Here is a 24,088-nt window from a genome sequence, read left to right on the forward strand (position 1 = left end):
AGTGGGAAGCCGGCAAAAATGGCTGTCGGATTAGGGCAATAAATCCACAATTATGCAGGGGCTTAAACCCGCCGCCAGCGCTAAAATGCGCAGCATCGTTTCAAATTACGGCACACCTTAAACGAGAGCGCGCTTTAATTCAGCCAGAAACAGCGCAAGCCCCGACGGCGGAGCTTTAAGGAATACTTTTTGTACCATCTGTCGCATATGAGAAAGCGTCCCGACCAACCGACAACCGAAGCACTGACAGTACGCAACTCTGCCCTCACTGTCGTTCATTCCACCCGCCAGCAAGAGCCGGCACTGACGAAAGTGATTTCCGGTGCTCCCGCCTTGAATCCCGCGCCCGTATATTATTCAGCTTCCTATACCAAGGACGGCCCCGGCGGTAATTACCAGGGTTTCTGATCCTCTTTTTCTTTGGGTCGCTGGGGCGGCAGGTTCACCGGCTGCCCGCTGTAACGCACGCGATTGCCATAGATCCCAGGCCCCGCAAAGGGGTTTTTTCCATTTACCCCCTGCGCCACGCCATTGGTGCCCACATTCCCGGTGCTGGAGCCCGTACCCACCGAGCCTGAGCCCGTGTTGCCGCCGTGCGTAGTGGCCGTCGTGTTGTAAAACAACAGGTGGCCGTGCGCCACGCCGTAGCGGAGCCTCGGTATGTTAGGAATAGGCCGTACCGGCTCATCGAGCGGCACGGCGCCGGCAGCGCGACCGTTATACAAGGTCAGGAACGGATCGGCAATGCTGAAGCGTTGCCCCTGCGTGGGCGCAAAGGCTGCCTGCGACGAGCTCTGCTCCAGGCGACCCGCTACGGCCGGGCCCACAGCGGACTTTCGCGCGCTCTTGCTTTTAAGGCGCGGCTGCGCTTCGGCGGCGGCGCCGCACAAAGCCAGCATCAATACACACATTCCTAATCGCTTCATGGCATTCCGGTTTGTTCCGGAATAGAAGGGCAAAGGGGCTGCCAAAATCAGCCCTTCTGCTCCCCTTCGTTGCCGGATTGCCGGCGCAGCTTCTCGAGCGTTTCCTGCTCCTTCGGCGCGTTGAGACCTTCCGACTTTTCCAGTTGCTGCTTCAAAGGATCTTTCATCGAGGCGGGGTCCTGCGCGGCATTGTGCACATCATCAGGCAGGCGCTGATTCTCTTGCTGGTTGGGATCGTTTCGCATGGTATTCTTTTTCTAAAAAAAAGAAAGAAGTGTGCCATCAGTGCAGGTAGTCTTTCTGCAACAGGTACAGGTAGGCGTCGAAAAGGTGGTGCGTCCACACCCCATACCCTTTGTCGGGATCGTTGGGAAAGCGCGCGAAGTAAGCGCTGTCCGGCTGCAGCACCACCGGCGTACCGGCCCGCATGTAATTGAGCGCCGGTACGGCGCCGGGCAATTGCAGTCCCGGCAGTATTTTGCGCACGGAGCGCCCCACTTTCCGTCCCAGGTATTTTTTGTAGGTCCCGGCCGCCTTCCGGCTCTTGCGCGTGATCTTTCCATACACCATCGCGGCATACAGGCGCACGGGGAGCTTTTGCCGCCGCAGCATATGGTGCAGGTCGGTCAATGGGTTGAGCGGGTTCAGGTCGCTGAGCTGTTGCACAGTCACCGGCGTCTCCGGCACCCAGTCGGCGGCATTGATCACGTTGAAAGCCCAGCCGCCCCGGTTGATGAATTCATAATCGTACGCATACACCAGGTTGCCCGGCTTCGGGGCGGCACTGCAATATGTCTTATACGTAATGTCGGCCGGAAGGGCACCAGCCACGGTGCGGTAGTAAAGCCAGGAGCGCAGCAGGTAAGCGATGGCGCCGCCCTGGCTGTGCCCGCTCACATAGATGGCGCGGACACCCTTCGCATGCAGGGCCAGGATCTGCCGCTCGATGTCGGGCGCCAGCGCTACCAGCGCAATGAGCCAGCCCGTGTGCACGGCGGCGTCCGCACTTTCGGCGAGACGGTAGTCGGCTCCGACGCTGTCGTTCAGCTGCAGGTGTCCCTGCGCGGGCTGCATCACCGAATAGATGTTGGCCAGCCAGCTTTTCTGGCTGGCCACGGTGCCACGCACCGCAATAACGGCGGCATGGCCGTCGGTGCGCTCATACAGCGTCCAGCGGTTGTCGAGGCCCATAACCGGTGAGGTGTAGGTCTTACGGTAGGCCACCGGCGCCCCGATGGCCTTCTGCAGGCTGTCGTAGCGGCCAAAATTGAGGGCCAGCAGGTCGCGGTATTCGGCCGCATCGAATCCCGGATGCATTTGTGCGGCGGCGCCCAGCGCAGTGAAAAGCAGCAGGAAAACGGAAAGGATATTTTTCATAAGGCGAATTGCGATTAACGCACCTAATTTAGCAACGCGCCATCCCCCTTTATGATCCGACTAGAATATTTTACGCCCGACGATTTCGAACAGCTGATTGGCTGGATCCACAACGAACACCTCCTGACCAACTGGTCGGGTTCGCTCTTTCGCTTCCCGCTTACGCGCCAAAGCCTCGAGTGGTACCTCGAAGACACCAACGATCCCGCAACTTCCGACGCACTGATTTACAAAGTGGTCGATACCGTTTCGCAGAAGACTGTGGGACATGTGTCGCTGGGAGGCATCAGCCGCAAGAACCGGTCGGCGCGCATCAGCCGGGTGCTGGTGGGCGACACCCACCAAAAGGGCCGCGGCCTGTGCACCGCTATGATCAAGGAGTTGCTCCGTATCGGCTTCGGCGACCTGAAGCTGCACCGCATCAGCCTCGGCGTGTACGATTTCAACCACGGCGCCATCCGTTGCTATGAAAAAAGCGGCTTTGTACGCGAAGGCGTGCAGCGCGATATCCTGCGCTACGACGACCATTACTGGAGCCTGCTGGAAATGAGCATTCTCGAAGACGAATGGCGCGCGCGCCAGGAGCTTACCTGAGCGCTCCTTCCAGGCGGTACAGGCTCACCGGCGTGCCGCCAACCTCCGTTTCTTCCATTTCCCGCACCGAGCTTCGGAGCGCGTCGATAAAAGGCGCTCCCATGATCCGCTGCGGCGTAGCCAGCAGCACCACCGTACCCTGCGCCAGGAAGCGCCGGAGCACTTCCTGCAATGCCGGGAAAGCCGCGGGAGCGTAATTCACATCACTCAATAAAAGCACATCTGCGCGCGTGTGGGGCGGAAGAGCGTTCCAATCGAGGAGGCGGGCGTCGTAGTTAGTTAGCCCCAATTGCTCCGCGTTTCGTTGCAGCAGGTTCACGGCCTCGGGAAGGTAGTCGCTTCCCGTCACCGAGCGTGCCGATGGGGCTACGAGCAGGGAAGGCAGGCCGATGCCGGCCGCGAGCTCGAGCACATCTTTTCCTTCGGTCCAATGAGGATGACTTGACAACCAGGCCGCCAGCGCATGAGCAGCCGGCCAGAGGCGGCTCCAATAGGGCAGCTCGGGACGCTCCCCTGCTTCGAGCTGCGCACGGTACGACCGCTCCACCCACCCGGCGTCGGGCAGCAGGAGGGAGATCGTGCGCCCGGCTACAACAAGGGTCGTTGGGGTTAGCGGCATCGGCATGCTGCAAAGAAAGCGCACCTTAGTCGCGCTCGGTCATCGCTTCCTTTTTTTGTTGCTCCGCAGCCGCTTCATCCGCCGCTTCCTGCTCCGGGTCGTCGGGCTCCTCGGGTAGCGGATCACGGAAAGGATTGTGCAGTTCCTGCGCGGCTTCCTGGGTGCCCTTCGAGGGTGGGGTTACTTTTTGTTCATCGCGTTCCATACTATTCGTCGTTTGATGATTCGCGCCCGGCGCGCAAGCCTTCCTCCCACTGCCGCCGCCGCTCCTGGTCGCGGGCGCGCTCCTCGCGGTCGCTGCTGTCCGGGCGTTCGTCGTCGTCCAGGAAATTAATATGCTTCTGCCGGTTGGCTTCGGCGGGCACGTCCAGCATGGGGTCTTTGGGTTGTTCGCGTTCAGGGCGCATGATCTTTTAGGGTATCCGCCGCGAAATTGATGCCAGTGCGGGCACGAAAAAGCCCTTCCGTTCGGGAAAGGGCGGAGGCAGGGGTCGCTGAAACGGGTCAGTTGTTACCGAAGATCGTGTCCAGAATGCCGGGGCGAAACACGAGCAGAAGAATTCCCAGCGCAAACAAAACCACGAGGATCAGGAAAAGCGTCAATACCGGGTTGCGTTCGCGGCGCCTGGGGTCGTCGTCGTGTTCATCAGGAATCGGATCGAGTTCGTTCATCGGGATGCTGGTTTTCCGCGCAAGGTACAACCAGAATGCGTCCGGAAGCCTTGTCAGGATCCCCGCCCGATCGGGTGCCGCCGGACGGCCGGGCTCCGCTCCTTCTGCCAATCTGGCAACTACCCATCCTTTGGAACAAGGCTTGTGCAGGAGGGCCACACGAACAAACCGCAAATTGCCATGATTCAAGAAAAAGGATCCATCTCGATTCACACCGAGAATATCTTCCCCATCATCAAGAAATTCCTCTATTCCGACAACGAGATCTTCCTCCGCGAGCTCGTGAGCAACGCGGTGGATGCCACCCAAAAGATCCGGCGCCTCGCCGCGCTGGGCAAATACGGCGCCGAGCTCGGCGACACGACCATCCAGGTACGGGTAGACAAGGACGCGAAAACCCTCACCATTTCCGACCGCGGCCTTGGCATGACGGCGGAAGAAGTAAAGAAATACATCAACCAGATCGCCTTTTCGGGAGCCACGGAATTTATGGAGAAATTCAAGGAAGCCCGCGACGCCAACGAGATCATCGGTCGCTTCGGTCTTGGCTTCTACTCGGCCTTCATGGTGGCCGACAAGGTGGAGATCCAGACGCGCAGCTACCAGGAAGGCGCCGAGCCGGCCCGCTGGATCTGCGACGGCTCTACCGAATTTGAGCTTACCGAAGGCAACCGCAATGAGCGCGGCACCGACGTGATCCTCTACATCAACGAAGAGTCGCAGGAGTTCCTCGAAGAACACCGCATCCATGAGATCCTCGACAAATACGCCCGGTTCATGCCCGTGCCCATCCAGTTCGGCACGCGCAACACGAGCGAGGAAGACGGCACCGGCGAAGACGGCGAGTCGAAATTCAAGACCGTGGAGGTGCCCAATATCATCAACAACACGGCGCCGATCTGGACCAAAGCCCCGAGCGAGCTTTCTGACGACGACTACCTCAACTTTTACCGCGAGCTGTACCCGCACTCCGACGACCCGCTGTTCTGGATCCACCTCAACGTGGACTACCCGTTCAACCTCACGGGCGTATTGTACTTCCCCAAGATCAAGAACGACTTCGAGCTGCAACGCAACAAGATCAAGCTTTTCAGCCGCCAGGTGTTCATCACCGACGAAGTAAAGGACATCGTTCCCGAGTTCCTGATGTTGCTCCACGGTGTCATCGACTCGCCGGATATTCCGCTCAACGTGAGCCGCTCCTTCCTGCAGGCCGACTCGAACGTGAAAAAGATCAACGCCCACATTACCAAGAAGGTGGCCGACAAGCTGCAGGAGCTGTTCCGCAAAGACCGGAAAGGTTTCGAGGAAAAGTGGAACGACATCGCCGTGTTTGTAAAATACGGCGCGCTCTCCGATGAGAAGTTCTACGAGAAGGCGAAAGACTTCGTGCTGCTGACCAATACGCAAAACGAGCACTTTACGCTTGAAGAATACCATGCAAAAGTGAAGGACTTCCAGACCGACAAGGACGAGCGCCTGGTGTATCTCTATACCAATGATGCCGAGCGCCAGGACGCCTATATCCAGGCCGCGCGCAAACGCGACTACGACGTGCTGCTGATGAACTCGCCGCTCGACAACCACTTCATGCAGCACCTGGAATCGAAGCTGGAGAAGACCTCCTTCAAGCGTGTGGACGCCGATGTGCTCGACCGCCTGATCGTGAAGGACGATGCGAAGACGCACACGCTCACGGAAGACGAATCGAAGCAAGTGAAGGAAGTATTTGAAAAGGCAATCGGCAACCCTTCGATGCACGTGGAGGTGGAAGCCCTCGGCGACAGCGAGCTGCCCGTGACCATTACGATGGAAGAATGGATGCGCCGGATGAAAGACATGGCGAAGCTCGGTGGCGGCGGCATGCACTTCTACGGTTCGCTGCCCGACACCTACAAGGTGGCCGTCAACGCCAACCACCCGCTCATCAACCGCATCCTGACCGCCGAAGCCGGCGACGGCACGAAGCTGGCCCGCCAGGCTTACGACCTCGCGCTGCTGTCGCAGGGACTCCTCAAAGGCGCCGACCTCACGGCCTTCGTGGAGCGCAGCGTTCAGCTGATCTAAGGAATAATGACAACAACAATATCAATGAAGCCGCCTCGGGTAGAGGCGGCTTTTTCTTTTAGGAACGCAGAGAAAGTAAGCAGATACCTGAACGCAATGAAGGCGGAGGACGCGGCTTTGGTTTCCGGCAATGGCGTTCATGCAAATGGCCTCGGCGCGGCTGTCCGTCGTAAGCAGAGCGCCCTGCTGCGCAGTGCCGGCGCGAAGGCCGCACCAACAGCCTGAGCAATCCCTCAGCGTCTCCCTCACCTCTGCGCCCAAATGACTTTTCGCCGTGTCTCCGCGTTAAAAAAAATTACGTAGCACTTGGCTGCGGCGCTGCTGTCACCACTGCCACATTTACCGCCGGCGGCTCCGGGTCGGGCACTTTCACGGGCTTCAGTCCTCGGTTGCCGGTAAGGATGCCGAACAGCGGCGGCGCAACGGCCTTGAGCAGCATCCCGACCGCAGTGGCTGCCAGGATAATGGCCAAAGGCAACAACAGGTACGTAGTCATACGGTAATAGCGGAAGGGCTGCAACAGCCCGTGCACCGGGTCGATCAGGTAGGTGACCAGCGGCACGTGGAGGGCGTAGATCATAAACGTCTGGTCAGACATATGCCGGAACCAGCGCTGCCGCAGGCACCAGTTTACGAGCCGGCCGGAGCCGTACCAGGCCACAAGCATCCCGGTAACGATCACCCACTTGTGCAGGAACCACTGGATCATGCCCGGCAGATAAATGTTCGGGAACAACCCCGTATGAAAAGCCAGCCAGGTTTTGGTCATGCTCAGCACAACAAAGAGCGCCGCAAATACTTTCATCGAAAAACAGCGCGGAGCCACCGACAGGTCTTTTCCGCGCTTGCACAGCCAGATACCGAGACAGAACGGAAGCAGACCCTCGCCGTCGAGGAAGATGCCCCAAGGGCCCTGGAAGTGTTGCAGGACGCCCGTCAGCTGCGATTTCTCTCCGGCGATCATCATCGCGATCTGCAGCGGCGAGGCCGGCGTGGTAAACCAAAGCAGGGCAATGAACGTAAACAGCGCTACCGGCGCGTGGCGCACGAGGTAGCGCAGCAGCGGGTAGATCAGGTTGAGCAGGAACAGGCTGCGCAGGAACCAGAGCTGGTAGCTGACGTTGGTGCTCAGGATCGTATCGCGCCACTCGCGCCAGCCAAACTGGTCCCAGTTTTTTTCGGTGGGCTGCATGTGGGTGTGGAGTACCGAAGCGTGGGTAAACGACCAATGAAAGAGGCCGAAGGCGATGAGCGCGCCGATGGCCGACCAGAGCAAATAGGGCACGGCCAGCGTACGGAAGCGGCGGGCAAGCACCTTCCAGTAGCCCTTGTGATCGGCGAGCGCAAGCAGGTAGCCCGAGATCGCAAACAACATCGGGATGCGGAAGCGGAACAGGCCATTCGCCGTCAGGTATTCGAAGAAGGCTGTCCCGGTCATCTTTTCCAGCACCGGCGTGAACGGCTGCAGGTAACGATCGTTGAGATCGTAGCCGTGAACGTATACGAGCAACATCATCGATACAAAGGAGAAGAACCGCATTTTGCGGCTCCATTCGGGACGAAGGATGTTTTGCATACCGTTGGGACGCCGCAGTTTCGGACGGCGTTACACAAATGTGGCCTTTTTCGCGCGTCCGCCTCACCGCGCTGTGATGGATTGCCCCGGACACGTGATGAAACGGGAAGTATACCGGACGGTTACAGGTACCGGAACACAGCCGTTTTATAAAGTTCGAGGTCGTCGAGTGTCGTCAGCTCATCGAAGGCCTGGCGGCGGCCGCTGCGGTCGCTGCGCGTGAGCACCACGCGCTCGCCGTTGACGATCGTGCTGCGCGCCCGCTGGAACACCCGGTCCAGGGCATCCAGGTCGCGGATCGTTTGCCACTCCTCGATCTTCGTCACGTCGATGATATACTCCTCCATGGGGCAAAGGTAGGATACGTGAAGCGTGAGCCGTGAGCTCGCAATGCAACCAACGAAGAAACGGATGCCATAGGCATCCGTTTCTTCGTTACCGGTCTCAGCGCTCACGGCTCACGGCTCACGGCTCACGCCTCACGGCTCACGCCTGACGACTAAAAGCTCACCGGGCAGCGCAGCTTGTCGGCCGAGCTGTTGCGGATGTTGAGGAAGTTCTTGTAGGACAGCGTCAGCTCAAAGCCGCCCTTGCCGTTGGTCGCCCCTTTGATCTTGCTGATCGAGGCGTCGTAGGAGGCGCCGATCGACCACTGGTAGTAATCGAGCTTCAGCACCGGCGCCACGGCGTCGTTGAGGCGATAAAATGCACCTACGGAAAGGCTGACCGTTTCGCCTTCGTCGCCGAGCTGCTGCAGGTCGTGGCGGTAGAGGAAACCAGCCTGCGTGGCCGTATTGCCGCCCTGCTGAAACACGTCGCCGTAGATCATCAGGTTGTCGTACTCACTGGTGGGCACCGACAGGCCGGCATTGAACGTAAACTTGCTGTTGAGGCGAATGTCGGTCGCGGGGTTGAAGGCTACCTTGGGCTGGTTAAAGTGGTAGTAGGCCACCCCCAGGTAATACTTCAGGTCGCTGCCGGCACTGCTGCTGTACGACAGGCCCGCGCCGGCATCCCAATACTTTACATTGGTGTTGCTGAAGGTCTGGCGTGTAGGGTTGGCGGCACTGTAGGCACCATTCACAAACTGGTCATCGAACTTCAGGCCGGTTGGGTCGAAGCGCTGTTGCACCATACCCCCGATGAAGCCCACCGACAGATAGGCGTCGCGGTCTTCGCTGAGCAACTTGTGGTACGTAAGCACCGGCAGCAGGGCCGTCTTGCCCATCTTCGAATCGCCGGCCACGTCGTTGGTGATTTGAAGGCCGAGGCTCAGGTAGTCGTTCGACTCGGCACTGAGGCCGAATTTCGTTTCCACACCAAGTGCCTGCGTGCGGTAAGCCGTCGTGGCGCTGTTCCATTGGCTGCGATAGGCGGCGGCGGCACGCACGTCGCCGCGGAACATACCGGCCAGCGCAGGGTTGCGCAGCAGCGGCATTTCGTAAAACTGCGAGAAGTTGATGTCCTGGCCAAATGCCAGCGTCGTCATCGTCACGCTTCCCAGGAGCAGGAGGAGTTTTTTCATGGTCTTATTTTAACAGCGACACGTTGCCTTTATAGGTGTAGGTGATTCCATTCTCGCACACCACTTCGGCGGTGTAGATAAATACGTCGGGGGAGCTCACTTTGCCCTTCACCTTGCCATCCCAGCCGAAGGCCGGATCATTCGGTGCGAAGTTGGCACGCTCGTAGACGGTCTCGCCCCAGCGGTTGAATACGCGGAACGACTTCACCTGCGCGATGCCCGTACCGCGCACCATCAGCACATCGTTGATGCCGTCGCCGTCGGGCGAGAAGGCATTCGGGATGTAGGTCTGCAACAACTCGCAAACGGTGCGGATCGTCAGCGTATCGGTGTTGGTACAACCGAAGCCGTTGGCGCCTTCCACTACGTACGTGCGGTTCTGCCGCACCGTTACGGAAGGCTGCGGGCAGGTGCTGCAGCTCAGGTCGGTGGCCGGCGACCAGAGCCAGCTTACGATGGGACCATTGGTGACGGTGCTCACGAGCGGCTTTACCGTCCCGGTAGCCAGCACGAGGTCGGGGCCCAGGTTGATCTCGGGAATGCCGCCCACACCGATCGTGATGGGAATGGTTTGCGTAAAGCAGCTGTTGGCACCGGTGACGGTGGCCGAGTAAATACCGGGTACCAACGGCCGGAACACGGGGTTCGGACAGGTGCTGCAGCTCAGTACCGCCGTTGCCTGGGTCACCCAGCTGTACGAGGTGGCACCACTGGCGAGGAGTTGGATCGAATCGCCGATACAGATGCTGTCGGAAGCCGGCAGCACGGTCATGGTGATGGGCTGGGTCACGTCTACGATCGCTGTGTCGGAAGCGGAGCAGCCGAAGGCGTTGGTGGCGGTAACGATATACGGTGTGGTGAAGAGCGGCGTCGCCACCGGGTTGGGGCAGGTGGTGCAGCTCAGGCCGGCTGTCGGCGACCATTGCAGGTTGGCAGCGCCGCTGGCGTTGGCCTGCAGGTTGGCCGAACCGCCGCGGCAGATCGGCGCCGGGTCCACGATCGACACCGTCGGCGACGGGTTGATGGTGATCAGCGGCGAGGTCAGGTTGACGGCGCAACCGTTCACCGTGCTCACGCTCAGGTCGGCAGTGTAGGTGCCGGGAGTGCCGAAGATGGGCAGGAACGGACGGCCCGTGCCGTTGATCCCGTTGCTGGTGAGCCACTGCACGTTGGCAATGGGATCGGCCGAGTTGATCACGGCGTCGAAGGTCACCGGCTGGCGGGCGCAACCCTGGTTGCCGGCGGGCGGCACGAGGGTAACGACGGGGTTGCTCCAAACGGTCACCGGCATATCGATGTCTTTGGTCAGGATGCAGCCGCTGGTACCGGTCACCTGCAGCGTGGCGTGGAGCGTATTGCTGTTGGTGAAGGTCTGCGTGGTGGTAGTGGCGTTGTTCACAATATTGCCATTGCTGAAGGTCCATTTCGTACTCACCACCCCGAAGAACACCGAGGAGGTGTCGGTAAAGGTGATGGCCGTGCTGCCGCAGCTCTGCACCGTCTGGCTGGTAAAGCCCACCCGCAGGCGGTCGGCGCGGATCAGCGACGACCCGGTGATGAGGTAGGCGCAGGCACCGCTGTTCATCGTCACCTTCGGTGTGTAGGTGCCGGGGTTCGGGTATACGTAGTCAAACGAAGAACTGTTGTTGGTCACCGGGGCCGAGCCGTCGCCCATATCCCAGGTATACGAGGTGGCACCGCCGCCCACCACTTCAAAATGCGTGCTCTGGCCGTCGCACTTGTAGCCGCCGGTATACTGGAGCGTGCCCGAGGGCCCGCTGACCGTGACTGCTTGCGTGGTCACATACTGGCACCCGGCCGGCGTGTTCACGGTGAGGGTCACATTGTAGGTGCCGGCGAGCAGGAAGGTATGGTTCACCGTATTCAGCGAAGACGTGGGGCTGCCGTCATTGAAATCCCACAGCACCGAAGAAGCCGGCGTCGTGTTGTTGGTAAACGTTACGGCAAACGGTGCGCAAGTGCTGGTCGTACCCGACACCGTCATCGAACCGGTTTGCGAAGCCACGATCTGCACGTTGGTACGAAGCGTATCGGTGCAGGTAACCAGGCCGCCCGCGTTGGTGTTGTAGGCCACCAGCATTACGGTATACGTACCGGGGGTGCTGTAGCTATGCTGCGGCGAGGCGGTGGCAGTGGTTGCCGGGCTGTCGCCGAAATTCCACTGGTAGCTGGTAGCACCGGTAGAGCCGTTGTTGAACGTGATCGGTGCGCCGACGCAGGCCTGCAGGGTCGCCGGGGTAAAGGCAGCGGTCGGCTTGGCGTAAACGGTAATGGTGATATGACCGGTGGTGTCGGAACAGTTGTTTTGCCCGCGCAGCGTCATGTTGTACACCCCAGGCGTGGTATACACGTGCGTCTGCGAATCGATCGGGTTGATGGTACTGACCGAGGGGCTGCCGTCCTGGAAATTCCAGGTAAACTGCGTGCCGCCGGGCGAGCTGCTGTAAAATTTAACCGTGTGCGGCGCACAGCCGGACAACTGGTTGCCGTTAACGGTCAGGTTGAGGTCGACCGAGTTGGGCTGCACCGTGAGCACGATGTTCTGCGTGCTGCTGCCGCAAATGTTGGTCGCGGAAAGCGACACGGTGAAGTTGCGGAGCACGCCCGTTGTAAAGGTGTGTGGCAGGGGCGCGCCGGAGGTGGTCACCAGGGGGGCCGAGCCGTCGCCGAAGTCCCAGGTGTAGGTGTTGCCCGTACCGATGGTGTTGTTGGTGAAGGTCACCGTCATCGGGGAACAACCCTGTACCGCGCTCGGCACGAAAGAGGCTACCGGCGCCGGTGTTACCGAGATCAGCACGGTGTCGCTGATGCCCCCCGTGGGTGTCGGGCAGCGGTTGGAACGCACGATGCGGCGGTACCAGGTGTTCTGGTTGAGCACGCCCGGGGCATAGTTCTGCCCATTGGCGCCAGGGATCGAAATGAAGTTGACGCCGTTGCTGCTCGACTCCCACTGGTACGTGAGCGTAACGGCACCCCCGAACGCCGTCGGCAGCGAGCCGGCCAGCGGTGCCGGCGGTGTATTCGCACAAATGGTCTGGGACGCCGTGATCGTGTTGTTGGTCACGGGGGGTTCCACCCACACTTTAATAGTGTCGGAGATCGACGGGCAGGTGCCGATGGTCACCAGGCGGCGCAGCCACACGGTGTGATCGGGGTTGAAGGTATAATCCGACAGCGTGAAGGTACCGAGGTTGGTAAAAGTGATGCCGTCGTCGGAAGACTGCCACTGGTAGCTGGGCACACCGCCGTTGCCGCCGGTGGCGGGGAAGTTGCCGGTGTTGTAGCTCACGCCCGAGCAAACGGAATCGATTCGGCCGCTGATGCTGTTGTTGATCGCTCCGTCAACGGGCAGCACGATCGAAGCCGTGTCGTTTTTGAGGCAAAGGGCATTCACGGGCGCCACGATGAATTGAAGGGCCACATCGCCGGTGAGGTTGGCGAGGCTGATGTTCGGGGTCGTGTTTCCGGCAACGTCAATAAAGGGATTGGTAGCAAGCGGTGCGTCCTGGCGGCGCCATTTCACGATGTTGCCTTCATAGCCCGTTGCGCTGATGCTGGCGCTGCTGTTGAAACAGATCGGGTTGATCGGTCCCAGCGTGCCGGCCGAGGGGCGGCGCACGATCGTGATGGTCATCTGGTCGCTGGTGGCGGGGCAGCCGCCGTCGTTGCTGATCGACCACTGGAGGGTGATGGAACCCTGCAGCGGGCCGGCCCCGAGGCCGACGGTGTTGATCAGCGAGCCGCCCTGGTTCGGATCGACGATCGTCGGGGCAGCATTGAGCGTATTCGAGCCGGCAACCACGGTCCACGTACCCAGTTCCCAGGGATGCGTCGGGTTGTTGCCCTGCAGGTTGAACGAAGAGAAGATACCGCCCACGAAATCGCAGATCAGCGTATCGTTACCGGCGCTGGCGGGGCTCGGCAGCGGGCGGTTGAGGATCGTCACCGTATCGCTGACCGTGGCGCAGATGCCGGTGCCGGTTACCGTCCAGCGGAACTGGTAGGTGGCGTTCGGCACAAGCCCCGTGATGCTGGTCGTGGGCGAAGCGGGTGTTACGATCGTGGTGTTGGAGCTGGGGATCTGGTCCCACACGCCCGTAGTGCCGGGGGCCAGCACGGCCTGCATGGTTACGCTGGAGGCGTTACAGATAATCTGGTCGGCACCGGCGTTGATCGGGGGCGTCGGGTTGACGGTAATGGTGTACGTACGGGCCGGGCCGCTACAGGTGCTGCTGCTCGGGATGACGGTGATCGTGGCTACGATCGGCGTATTGGTCGTGTTCACCGCAATGAATGCCGGCACATCGCCGCTACCCGAAGCGGGCAGGCCGATGGCGGGATTATCGTTGGTCCAGGTAAAGCTGATGCCGGGCAGCGGGCTCACGAAGGCGGTCGCCGGCGCCGTCGACGTATTACAGACCACCTGGTTGGCGGGCGCATTCACCGTGGGCGTCGGGTTGACCACCAGCGGTTGCGCCAGCGAGGTGGTACCGCACTCGTTGCTGACGTCGAGGGTGACGTTGAACGTGCCCGTATTGGGATAGTCGGCCACCGGCGTCGCCGATACCGAAGTGGCCGGCGTACCGCCGTTGAAGGTCCACAGGTAGGTCGACGGGGTGCTGGCGAAGCAATCGTTCACCGTGGCCACGGGCGAGAATTGGCCCTGGCAGATCGGCGCCAGCGGCTGCCAGTCCACGGTGGGCTTCGTTTTGACGGTCACCGTTTGAGTAGACGTAGCAAAGCAGGTGTTGCCCGGGGGGGTCGTCACCAGCTGCACCGTGTACACACCCGGGTTGGTAAACGTAAACTCCGGGTTGGTAGAGTTGGTATTGCTGCTGTTTGCGAACGACCAGTTGCTGGCCGAGGGCGTGCAGCCCGTTGTGTTGGAATAAGAAACGGTCCAATCGTATCGGTTCGGGTTGCAAAATGCGGGTACCGACGCGTTGACGGATGTAACATTGAACGGTGCGCAACCGGCGCTGGCGCTGAGCGTGAAGTCGGCCGTCGGATGCCCGTTGACGCAGATCACCTGGTCGATGGAATCGATGGGACACAGCGAGGTATTGCCTACCAGCATCCGCACGCGGTACGTGCCGGGCGTATTGAATACGATGTTGAGCGTGGTGTTGCCCGACGTCCATACGCCGGGATCGGGCGAGTTGAGATCGTTACCCAGCACACCGGTCACGGTGTAGCCGGTGGCGGGCGAGATCTTCCACACCACCTTACCGGGCGAGCACACGCCGTTGCTTACGCTCTGCATGTTGCCGCTGGCGTTGGAAACGGTCACGGGCACGTTGGTACAAACGACATCGCTGGGTCCCACGTTGAGGATCGGCACCGGCTTTTTCGACACGTAAATAGGTACGATCGAGGCGCTCGACGAGCCGCAGGGATTCGTGGCGCGGATGGTGGCCGAGAACGAGTTCGGGTACGAGGTCGACCCGCTGGTGCTGGTGGTATTGCAGGAAGAAATGAGAAAGTTGTGCGTGACGTTGGCGGGTGCCGGGTGGTTGAACACCTGCGGGGCCGAGCCGTCGTTGAAGGCAACCGTATACGAAGTGCCGGGCGAGTTGGAGCCGGTGCTGGTGATCGGGAAGGTCAGCGAGCTTTCCGAGCAGGTAACGGTGTTACCGGGGTTGGACAGGCCCACCGCCGGGTTCGAACCGATATACACACCGTAATAACCCGTATCGCGGCAACCGCCGGCACCGGTTACGGCAAAGGCAAGGGTATAGGTGCCGGGCGCATAGGTGTGGTTGACGCTGGTGAACGTGGCGTTGGGCGTGAAGTTGGTGCTGTTGTCGCCCCAAAGGATCACGTAGTCGGTGTTCGTGCCCGTGGTCGTAGAGTTATTGATGAAGGTGAGCGTGGCACCGGTCGACGTACAGGAGGTGAAAACCGGCTGTCCGTTAAAGCTGGTGAGGCCCGAGCCGCCCAGGTTGGTGCTGGGAGAATTGGTATGAACGGACTGGCTGACCGTGGCCGGGCATCCTTCCGTATTGGTCGCCGTCAGGCTTACATTGAAGGTCTGCGCACCGCCCAGGGGGCCGCCGAGGAAGAAATGCAGTGGGTTCACACCTGTGGAAACGCTGTCCAGGCCGGCATTGGGATCGTTGAAGTTCCACAGGTAGGTATTGGCGCCTGCCGTGTTGTTGGTGAATTGGATCGGCGTCGTGGAGCACTGTCCGTCGGGTGCTGCACTGAAGGAAGGCACCGGCGACGAAAAGGCGGTCACCTGGAGCACCGGCCAGAAGTACGTCGTGGCGCCATCGGTCACTTCCACGCTCACGTCGCCCGGGGTACCCGTCACGAGCGAATCGCGCGTGGCACCGGGAATGGGCGCGCCGTTGCGCGTCCATTGAAAGGTGGCACCGGCCGGGAAGTGGGTGGCATGGATGGTTAAGGTGCCGCCGGGGCAGATGCCGGCCACCGGTTGGTAACCGCTCCAGGTAAAGGAGTCGGCCGGCAGGCGTTGCGTGGAGGCCGGAGCGACGCTCCCGCGGGGCGCGCGCGTTCGGGCAGACTGGGCGATTCCGTACACGGACAGCAGCACTCCGAGAAGGAGGATGAAAATCTTCTTCATGTAAGCAATTAGTGGTGGTGGTTAACCTGACGGTTGCAAAGCTAAAAATAAGGGAAATTAACTAACAGCCGGGCCGACAGGCAGGCGAAACGGCCGTTTTAACCGGTCAAAACGGCTATCCAACTGTTTATAACAGAACCGGTTAACCGTGCACCGGCGTGGAGATTCCCTTAAGGCGCCGGTAGATCTCGGTGGCGTATTCGTCGGTCATGCCGCTCAGGTAATCGAGGGCGCTCAGCACGCGCTGGTAGCCCGGCTCGGCCTCCCGGAAGCCGGTGAGGTGGTAGGGAAACAACTTGAGTATGATGCCCTCGCGGTGCGACGGCCGTTCCCGTAGCAGGGCCGGCACCAGCAGGGCCAGCAGCTCCGACATCAGGTTGTAGCCGGCGAGCTCGATCTGCAGCACCGTGTCGTGCTGGTAGATGCGCGAGCGGCTCAGGGCCTGCACCGTTTCGAGGGCGCCGGTAGCGTCGTGCAGGTGGTCCACCAGCGTGTCGTTGAAGGTGCCCGACAGGATGGCCATCTCGTGGTCGAGGAAGATGCGGGTGCAGCGCTGCACCAGCTGGTTGATGACCCGCGCCCGCAGGAAGGCGATGCCCTCGTTGGTGTCGCTGATCTTTTTATAGTGGGTGAACGTGCTGTCGGGGCCCGCGCCTTCGGGGCGGCTCCGGTCGAGCACTTCGGCGAAAGCGGCTTCCACCTCGCCCGTGGACAGGATGCCCAGGCGGTGGGCGTCTTCCATATCCACGATCGAATAGCAGATGTCGTCAGCGGCCTCCACCAGGTATACGAAGGGATGGCGGCGGAAGATCACGGGGTCCTCCCCTTCGCGGATCATCCCGCAGCCTTCGGCGATCTGCAGTACCGTTTCCTTCTCACTTTGGAAGAAACCGTACTTCTTGCGGTGCTTGAAGGCTTTGTCCACGCACACCGATTCGCAGGGATATTTCAGGATGGCGGCGATCGTGGTGTAGGTCAGCCCGAAGCCGCCCGTAAAGCGGCCTTTGAACGTATGGGTCAGGATGCGGATGGCGTTGGCGTTGCCTTCGAAGGCGGTAAGGTCCTGCCACTCGCGGTCGTTGAAGAAGGAGCGCAGCGGGCGGCCCTCGATGAGTGTTTGCTCGTTGTCGACAAAGTAGGCGGAGATCGCTTTCTCGCCCGAATGGCCGAAGGCGGGGTTGCCGATATCGTGGGCGAGGCAGGCCGCGGCGATGACGTTGGCCAGCTCGTAGCGGTAGAATTCGTAGGCTTCGTCGTTGGTCCCCTTGTAGCGGTTGGAGAGCTCCTCCCCGATCATCTTGCCCAGCGAGCGGCCCACGGAAGCCACCTCCAGCGAGTGCGTGAGGCGGTTGTGCACGAAGGCCGTCCCCGGCAGCGGGAACACCTGCGTCTTGTTCTGCAGGCGCCGGAATGCCGACGAAAAGATCAGGCGGTCGAAGTCGCGCTGAAAGCCCGAGCGCGGCCCCTCCGGTATTTTATCGGACCCGACGCGGCGGTGGGTGAAGATGGAGTCGAAAGACATCGCCATGGGGCGAAGGTAAGTTTGTAGTTTGGAGTTTGGGGTTTGTAGTTATTGAAGACTCTGCCAGCAGCATATTTCCTAAATAGGCTGCCGCGCCTCGCGCAACTACAAACTATAAACCCCAAACTACAAACTTTCTAGAGGAGGCTATCATCCTCCACCCCGTAATCCTTGCGGATCTTGCGCAGCACTTCATCCATGCTGGCGCGGTGGTCTTTCGGACTCCACTCGCCGCGCTCCCACTTGTCTAGTTCGTCGTCGATGTGTTTTTTCTGCAGCTCCGTGAGCTTGTCCACCAGCTCGCCCGACACTTCGCGCTGGCGCTCGTAGAATTTCTTTTTCTTGTCAAACAGCAGGTCGCGGCCCTTGAACAGGTCGTTCTCGGAGGCGGCCATCTGGAGCAGCTCCTCGCGGGCCAGGGCGATATCGTAGGGGCCCACGGGCATGATCAGCTTGGAGAGGATGGGGCCGGTTTCGAGCAGGATGATGAGCAGCGATACGAGCAGGGTGCTCCACCACACGCTCGGCTCTTCGTCGGCGAGGTCGGACAGGGCCTTGTTGCGCTCGAGGAAGCCCAGGTTGGCGCCCGCGGTGCCTTCGTAGCCGCGGCGCTTTTCTTCCAGCGCGGCGCGGGCAGCGGCAATGGTGCTGTCCTGCGTGCGGAGCGCAGCGGCCAGCTGCGCCTGCTCGGGCGCGTATTGCGCCTGCGCGGCCTGCCAGGCGCCCATCTTGAGGCGGGTGAGTTGCTCGATGCCGCGGCGGCCCGAGCCGCCGGTGCCGTCGGCTTCCTGCACGTAGGCGCTCTGCAGGCGGGCCAGCGAATCCTCGATCGTAGCCCTACGGGCCGTGATGCGGGCGCGCTCCGCTTCGGCGGCGGCAATCTGCGTCTTCGTTTCGAGCTGCAGCAGCGAGTCGTTGCGCTGGATCTTGCGGTGGGTGTTCTCCACCATCTTCACGTTGATCTCCTTCTCGAAGATCTTCAGCTCCAGCGGCCGCGCGATGGTGACGCCGATGAGCAGGGCCAGCGCGATCCGCGGCAGGGCCAGCAGCAGCTGCCGGCGCTTCGATACACCATATTTGCGCATCGTGCTCACCAGGAAGCGGTCGAAGTTGAAGATGATCACGCCCCACACGAGCGCGAAGGCCACGGCGTAGCCGAGGTGCCCGAAGATGCTGTACAGCGCGTAGCCCGACGAGAGGGCTGCCAGCACAAAGGTGGCCAGCAGCACGCCGCCGAGGCCGCTGTACTTGATGCCCTCCGAAGGGTACTGCCGCAGCAGCGGTGCATGCGCGCCGGCGCACCACCAGAGAAAATTGGAGTTCGAGCCGGCCGACCGGCCTTCGAAGCTGTCGTAGGTATACGCCGGCTCCTTCGTGTTGTTGTTTTCCGCCATAGGTTTCCGTTGTTGAAATAGGGTCGTTGTGGTTGAAGTTGAAACCTGCCAACAGGGAAACGTACCGGGAATCTTCCTTCGTATTTAAAGGTCGGGGTTTAACAGTTCGGCTAAGCGGGGCTATGGGATGAAAGGGTTGATAAATGGGGTGAATAAGGTTCGCTGGAATCGCGAAGGTGGCCTGAGATGAACGGGAGGGAACGGCGGCAGCTTTTGTTGCGCGGATCGGGCGGTCTATTGGCGGCAACGGCCACGGCGACGGACAAAAAAATAATCCGTTGAAAACGCACTTATGCCCAATCGTTAGTAAATTAGTATCCGTACACCTTTACTAACTTCTAAAACGCTATTCCATGGCAAATCTGACGACCAACCTGATTGACGACCGGCTGACGGCGCAAGAGGTTTCCGGCATCAACGATTTCATGACCCAGCTCGAAGCCCAATTCAACGGCAAGCTCCGCACCCTTACCAAGACCCAACGCATCGGCCTGCCGAAGATCAACGAGGCCAACGTGCCCTTCGTGAAGGATGCCATCAATGCGGGCCAGACGGCCAGCTTCCTGCCCGCTTATTTTTCGGTGGCCCGGGTGGAAAACGATTACGCCCTCTACGACCAGTACGCCGCGATCCTGCTGCGCCTGAATCAACTGCGCGAAAAGGTGCAGGACACGATGATGCTCGCCGGCTCCGAGGCCTACCAGAATGCCCTGGCCATCTACCGCATGGCGCAGGAGGCGGCCCGCAACGGCGAGCCCGGCGCCGACGCCATCGCCGACAAGCTGAAGACCCGCTTCCAGCAGGCCAGCAGCCCCGCGGAGCCGGAAGCACCCGCCACCGGTTTTACCAATGCCTGAATCCGCCATCCGTACCCTTTGTCCCCAGCGGCGCCCGAAAAGGCGCCGCTGCTTCATTATCAAGGAGTTAGCACAAAAAACGAAGTCCCGGGCAGCGCCACCGGACCTGCCGGGGTGCGCCGGCCCTCCCCCGGACAGCTTTTGCCAGGCCCGGGGGCTGCCCCGCCGGTGCCGGGAGCTTCCGCCCGCGAGCCGGGAGGGTCCGCGGACGCAGCTCCGGGGTTCGCGGGGGTACCTATAGGGGTTCGCGGGGGTACCTATCGGGGTACCCCCTTCCACCTTTTGGGCTGCGCCGGCGCGGCCCCAGGGGTGAAGTCGTCCCCCTTCCCCCCGGGAAGGGGTTAGGGGTTGGGCCCGGCGGCACCCGCCTTCGCTAAAGCTCCGGCGGGCGGGGAACGAAAAGAGGGCGGAACTCACGTCCCGCCCTCTTTTCTTAATCACCACGAAAAACCAACACGCCTCTTTGTACTGTTCCGTCAAATGTTTTGTACGCCACTCCCGAAACAGTCCAGTGTAAGCCGCGTTCTGATTCTTCTATCCGAAAATGATACCAGTTTATCCACAAGGCGGCAGGCTCGTCTGTGTAAGCTTTGCGCGGGGCAGGGCCGCCTCGTTCAACAACGACAGTTGTAGATTTACGGCTACAGGCGTTGCCATACCGCGTAGCCCCAGGGGCTTAAGTGGCGCGGCCCCGCGAGGCTGTCGGTGGAAAAGCCGTCCAGCACTTCCGTCCAGCGACCGGCCGGAAGCCCTTCGGTCACTTCAAACAGCTGCGCCTCGGCGCTGAGGTTGAGCAGCACCAGTACCGGTGCCTCCTCCGTTCCGCGGAGGTAGGCCAGCACGGCGTCGCCGGCCGTAGTGGACAGCGGGCGGCAGGGGGCGTCGGAAGCCAGCGCCGGTGCTTCACTCCGCAGCCGCAGCAGGGCGCGGTAAAAGCCGTGAAGGGCCGGTCCTTTCGTCCAGTCGAGCGGATCTTTTTCAAAAAACTGCAGCCGCTTCCGGTTCGGAAGCTCCTGCCCCGAGTAAAGCAGCGGCAGGCCGGGCCAGGTGCAGCTGAACACGGCCAGCAGCGCGGCCATCGGGCCGTATTTTTCATACTCGGTGCCGTTCCAGCTGTTTTCGTCGTGGTTGGCGGTAAACCAGGCCGGGATGCCGGGCGCAGCGCGGTAGCGGTCCAGCAGGGCGATCCATTCGGCGCGCGGCAGGCGGCCCTGGAAGAACTCCTGGGCGGCGTGCATCCAGCTCCAGGTATAGGCGGCGTCGAACACGTCCATGTACTCGGGGTGCGTCAGCGGGTCGAGCTCGCCGAGCCAGAGCAGGGGCTTTTCGTCGGCCAGCGCGGCCTTTACCTCGATCCAGAAGTCCACCTCCACCCAAAAGGCCAGGTCGCAGCGAAAGCCGTCGATACCCGTTTCGCGGATCCAGAAGCGCATCGCGTCGATCTGCGCCCGGCGCATGTCGTGGTTCGCGAAGTCGAGCTCGATGATGTCGTCCATGCCGTGGGCGGGCACAAAGCCGCCGTCGGGGCCGTGCTCGTACCAGTCGGGGTGCTCGCGTGTCCAGCGGTGGTCCCAGCCGGTATGGTTGGCCACCCAGTCGATCAGCACGCGGAAGCCCATGGCGTGGGCCTCGGCCACGAAGGCGCGAAACTCGTCGATTGTCCCGAACTCGGGCGAAAAAGCGGTAAAGTCGGAACAAGCGTAGTACGAGCCGAGGGAGCCCTTTTTGCGTTCCTGCGCGATGGGGGTCAGCGGCATGAACCAGAGTGTTTCCACCCCCATTTCCCGCAGCCGGGGCAGGTGGGCCCGGAAGGCGGCCAGCGTGCCCTCGGGCGTATACTGGCGGAGGTTTACTTCATAGACGTTCGTCCGGAGGATCCAATCTTTTGGGGACATGCGTCAAAACTAAGGTTTCGGAAGGTTCCGGAGGGTTACGGGGGTTGGAAGGCGCCGGTCATCCTTCGGCTGCGCTCAGGATGACAGGCGGCCCTTCTCACGCTGAGCGCAGCCGAAGGATGACAGACGGCCGTTGTCACGCTGAGCGCAGCCGAAGCGCCAACTACAAACCATAAACTACAAACTACAAACCTCTCTCAAAAGGCTATCTTTGCGCCGGCCGCAAGGCCTTTAAACCACCTGACGCAGTATGCAGTCCATCCACAATTACATGGGGAATTACGCCGGATTCCTCCAGCGCTTTTTAGACCAGGGATACGAATTCGTATTCTTCAGCGAGCTCAACAACCCCAACGGCCAGATCGCCCTGCGTCACGATATCGACTTCGACACGGAGTATGCGCTCCGCAGTGCCGAGGTAGAGCATGCGCTGGGGATCAAAAGCGTGTACTTCTTCCTGCTGCGCCACGAGTTTTACAACCCCTTTGCCGGTGAGGCCTACCGCCACATCACCGCTATCCGCGACATGGGCCACCAGGTGAGCGTCCATTTCGACCCTACCCTTTACGAAGACTTCGAAACGGGCCTGGCCGAAGAGTGCCGCTTCTTTGAAAACGTGTTCGGCAGCAAGGTGTCCCTCATCTCCTTCCATCGCCCCGCCCCTGCCTTCCAGAACCTCGACGCCCCCATCGGCGGCGTGGACCATACCTACCGGAGCAAGTGGTTCAGGGACATTAAGTACTTCGCCGATTCCACCGGCGCCTGGCGCTTCGGTCACCCGCACGATTCCGAGGAATTCGCCGTGGGCAAAACGATGCAGATCGTGACGCACCCCATCTGGTGGTTCGTGGAAGGTTCCAGCAATCTCGAAGTGCTCAAATCCTACTACTACCGCAAGCAGACCCTGCTGAAGGAGCTCTGCGCCCAGAACTCGATCCCCTTCAAGAGCATCGTTGCGGAAATCTAAGGCAACGTTTTTAAGGTTCTTGTAGTTCTGAAGGTTTTCAGGGGGATGCTTTCGTCTCGCGAAAACCCAAGAACCTTAAGAACCCTTAAAACCTTAAGAACCCTGCGAACCCCAGCCCCGCTTTGTATCTTTGCTCCCGCATGAAGACCTTCGATGTACCCGTCAATTACCGGAGTCCGCTCATCTCGGCCATCAAGAAGCAACGCAAAGAAGCCGACCGGATGAAAAAGGATTTCACCCCCACGCTGCTCGATTTCGGGCCGCTGCGGGTGTACCTGGCCCGCCACTTCGGGTTTTGCTACGGCGTGGAAAACGCCATCGACATCGCCTTCCGCACCGTGGCCGAAAATCCCGGCAAGCGCATCTTCCTGCTCAGCGAGATGATCCACAACCCGCAGGTCAACGCCGACCTGCTCGCGGCGGGCGTCCGCTTCCTGCAGGATACGAAAGGCAACTCCATCGTTTCTTTTGATGACCTGACTGCCGACGACGTCGTGCTCATTCCCGCCTTCGGCACCACGCTCGCCATCGAGCAGCGCCTTGCCGGTATCGGCATCCGCACCGAGCTGTACAACACCACCTGCCCCTTCGTGGAAAAGGTCTGGAACCGCAGCGAAGGCATCGCTCAGAAAGGCTACAGTATTGTCATCCACGGCAAGCCCCGGCACGAGGAAACCCGCGCCACCTTCTCGCACGCCGCCAAAGACGCGCCTTCGGTGGTGGTGGAAGACATGGAGCAGACCATCGAGCTGGCGAAATACATCACGGGGGAAAAAGACGCCCCGTATTTCTACGAGGAATTCAAAGGCCAATACTCCGAAGGCTTCGATGTGGCGCGCGACCTGCAACGCATCGGCGTGGTCAACCAAACCACGATGCTCGCTTCCGACACGCAGGCCATCGCCGACTACCTGAAATCCGTAATGGTGAAGAAGTACGGGCTGACCGAAGCGGATACGCGCGAGCGCTTTGCCGACACGCGCGACACGCTTTGCTACGCCACCAACGACAACCAGACGGCCGTCACCGGCATGCTGGGCGTCAACGCCGACCTCGCCATTGTAGTGGGCGGCTACAACTCCTCCAACACCTCGCACCTCGTGGAGCTCTGCGAAGAGGCGCTGCCCACCTACTTCATCAACGAAGAGGCGAAGCTGCTGTCGAAGAACACGATCCTGCACTACAACTTCCACACGGGCCTCGAGCTCGTTACCGAGGGCTACCTGCCCACAACCGAACCCGCCACGGTGCTCCTCACCAGCGGCGCCTCCTGCCCCGATGCACTGGTGGAAGGCGTTATCCGGCGGTTGCTGTCATTCTACCCGGGCAGTAAATCGATCGAAGAAGTGGCGGCGCTGTTTCAGTGACGGCTTTCCCGAGAATAAGAACGCTGATCCGCAGGCGGGATACGCAGATCAGTTAAGATTTGTTATGATTTTCTGACGCACTGAAGTATATCTGCGTCAATCATAAAAGATCCTATAGAATCT

General features: G+C 60.7%; 20 protein-coding genes. 6 read left to right on the top strand and 14 right to left on the bottom strand.

The annotated features are described in order from the left end of the window. Positions 1-207: 207 nt before the first annotated feature. Positions 208-408: a hypothetical protein gene (locus E0486_RS03155; RefSeq protein ID WP_131850686.1), complete on the top strand. Its 201-nt coding sequence runs from the start codon at positions 208-210 to the stop codon at positions 406-408. Here E0486_RS03155 and E0486_RS03160 read toward each other — a convergent pair. From E0486_RS03160 to E0486_RS03170, 3 genes are read right to left on the bottom strand one after another with little or no spacing between them, the layout of a single operon-like run. Then, complete coding sequence (locus E0486_RS03160; RefSeq protein ID WP_131850687.1) at positions 393-926, bottom strand: hypothetical protein; 534 nt, start codon at positions 924-926, stop codon at positions 393-395. The genes E0486_RS03155 and E0486_RS03160 overlap by 16 nt on opposite strands. A 47-nt stretch (positions 927-973) precedes the next feature. Next, positions 974-1,171 (bottom strand): hypothetical protein, encoded by a 198-nt coding sequence (locus tag E0486_RS03165; RefSeq protein ID WP_131850688.1) that lies wholly within the window; start codon positions 1,169-1,171, stop codon positions 974-976. Between the two features lie 37 nt (positions 1,172-1,208). After that, the gene (locus tag E0486_RS03170) at positions 1,209-2,303 is read right to left on the bottom strand and encodes a lipase family protein (protein ID WP_131850689.1); all 1,095 of its coding nucleotides are present in this window, start codon (positions 2,301-2,303) and stop codon (positions 1,209-1,211) included. 51 nt (positions 2,304-2,354) lie between these two features. On the opposite strand from E0486_RS03170, the gene E0486_RS03175 reads away from it, so the two are divergent. Then, positions 2,355-2,897, top strand: a complete 543-nt coding sequence (locus E0486_RS03175; protein ID WP_131850690.1) for a GNAT family N-acetyltransferase — start codon at positions 2,355-2,357, stop codon at positions 2,895-2,897. Here the strand turns inward: E0486_RS03175 and E0486_RS03180 are convergent. The 4 genes from E0486_RS03180 to E0486_RS18725 form a co-directional block, all read right to left on the bottom strand. Next, complete coding sequence (locus E0486_RS03180) at positions 2,890-3,522, bottom strand: class I SAM-dependent methyltransferase (protein WP_131850691.1); 633 nt, start codon at positions 3,520-3,522, stop codon at positions 2,890-2,892. The genes E0486_RS03175 and E0486_RS03180 overlap by 8 nt on opposite strands. A gap of 19 nt (positions 3,523-3,541) precedes the next feature. Then, positions 3,542-3,721, bottom strand: a complete 180-nt coding sequence (locus E0486_RS03185) for a hypothetical protein (RefSeq protein ID WP_131850692.1) — start codon at positions 3,719-3,721, stop codon at positions 3,542-3,544. Position 3,722: 1 nt separating this feature from the next. Then, positions 3,723-3,923, bottom strand: coding sequence for a hypothetical protein (locus E0486_RS03190; RefSeq protein WP_131850693.1), 201 nt, complete (start codon positions 3,921-3,923; stop codon positions 3,723-3,725). A gap of 97 nt (positions 3,924-4,020) precedes the next feature. Continuing rightward, complete coding sequence (locus E0486_RS18725; RefSeq protein WP_165917171.1) at positions 4,021-4,188, bottom strand: DUF485 domain-containing protein; 168 nt, start codon at positions 4,186-4,188, stop codon at positions 4,021-4,023. A 180-nt stretch (positions 4,189-4,368) separates the two neighbouring features. On the opposite strand from E0486_RS18725, the gene htpG reads away from it, so the two are divergent. Next, complete coding sequence (gene htpG / locus E0486_RS03195) at positions 4,369-6,255, top strand: molecular chaperone HtpG (RefSeq protein ID WP_131850694.1); 1,887 nt, start codon at positions 4,369-4,371, stop codon at positions 6,253-6,255. A 295-nt stretch (positions 6,256-6,550) separates the two neighbouring features. Here htpG and E0486_RS03200 read toward each other — a convergent pair whose 3' ends face one another. The 6 genes from E0486_RS03200 to E0486_RS03225 all read right to left on the bottom strand — a co-directional run bounded on the left by E0486_RS03200 (position 6,551) and on the right by E0486_RS03225 (position 18,879). Then, positions 6,551-7,831 carry an acyltransferase family protein gene (locus tag E0486_RS03200; RefSeq protein ID WP_131850695.1) on the bottom strand — a complete coding sequence of 427 codons (1,281 nt, stop codon included), beginning with the start codon at positions 7,829-7,831 and terminating at the stop codon, positions 6,551-6,553. A 122-nt stretch (positions 7,832-7,953) separates the two neighbouring features. Next, positions 7,954-8,178, bottom strand: coding sequence for a hypothetical protein (locus E0486_RS03205; RefSeq protein WP_131850696.1), 225 nt, complete (start codon positions 8,176-8,178; stop codon positions 7,954-7,956). 152 nt (positions 8,179-8,330) lie between these two features. Continuing rightward, positions 8,331-9,356: a PorP/SprF family type IX secretion system membrane protein gene (locus tag E0486_RS03210; protein WP_131850697.1), complete on the bottom strand. Its 1,026-nt coding sequence runs from the start codon at positions 9,354-9,356 to the stop codon at positions 8,331-8,333. A 4-nt stretch (positions 9,357-9,360) separates the two neighbouring features. After that, positions 9,361-15,963, bottom strand: a complete 6,603-nt coding sequence (locus tag E0486_RS03215; RefSeq protein WP_131850698.1) for a PKD domain-containing protein — start codon at positions 15,961-15,963, stop codon at positions 9,361-9,363. 142 nt (positions 15,964-16,105) lie between these two features. Continuing rightward, complete coding sequence (gene dgt, locus E0486_RS03220; protein ID WP_243697361.1) at positions 16,106-17,491, bottom strand: dGTP triphosphohydrolase; 1,386 nt, start codon at positions 17,489-17,491, stop codon at positions 16,106-16,108. A 131-nt stretch (positions 17,492-17,622) separates the two neighbouring features. Further along, positions 17,623-18,879, bottom strand: coding sequence for a DUF4407 domain-containing protein (locus tag E0486_RS03225; RefSeq protein WP_131850699.1), 1,257 nt, complete (start codon positions 18,877-18,879; stop codon positions 17,623-17,625). 353 nt (positions 18,880-19,232) lie between these two features. On the opposite strand from E0486_RS03225, the gene E0486_RS03230 reads away from it, so the two are divergent. Continuing rightward, positions 19,233-19,736 (top strand): hypothetical protein, encoded by a 504-nt coding sequence (locus E0486_RS03230; RefSeq protein ID WP_131850700.1) that lies wholly within the window; start codon positions 19,233-19,235, stop codon positions 19,734-19,736. 641 nt (positions 19,737-20,377) lie between these two features. Here the strand turns inward: E0486_RS03230 and E0486_RS03235 are convergent. Beyond that, positions 20,378-21,631: an alpha-amylase family glycosyl hydrolase gene (locus E0486_RS03235; RefSeq protein ID WP_131850701.1), complete on the bottom strand. Its 1,254-nt coding sequence runs from the start codon at positions 21,629-21,631 to the stop codon at positions 20,378-20,380. Between the two features lie 250 nt (positions 21,632-21,881). Here E0486_RS03235 and E0486_RS03240 point away from each other — a divergent pair, with 250 nt between their 5' ends. Next, positions 21,882-22,598: a hypothetical protein gene (locus tag E0486_RS03240; protein ID WP_131850702.1), complete on the top strand. Its 717-nt coding sequence runs from the start codon at positions 21,882-21,884 to the stop codon at positions 22,596-22,598. 140 nt (positions 22,599-22,738) lie between these two features. Beyond that, positions 22,739-23,965 carry a 4-hydroxy-3-methylbut-2-enyl diphosphate reductase gene (locus E0486_RS03245; protein WP_131850703.1) on the top strand — a complete coding sequence of 409 codons (1,227 nt, stop codon included), beginning with the start codon at positions 22,739-22,741 and terminating at the stop codon, positions 23,963-23,965. The last annotated feature ends 123 nt before the right edge of the window (positions 23,966-24,088 follow it).

Source organism: Flaviaesturariibacter aridisoli (assembly GCF_004343705.1).
GTDB lineage: Bacteria > Bacteroidota > Bacteroidia > Chitinophagales > Chitinophagaceae > Flavisolibacter > Flavisolibacter aridisoli.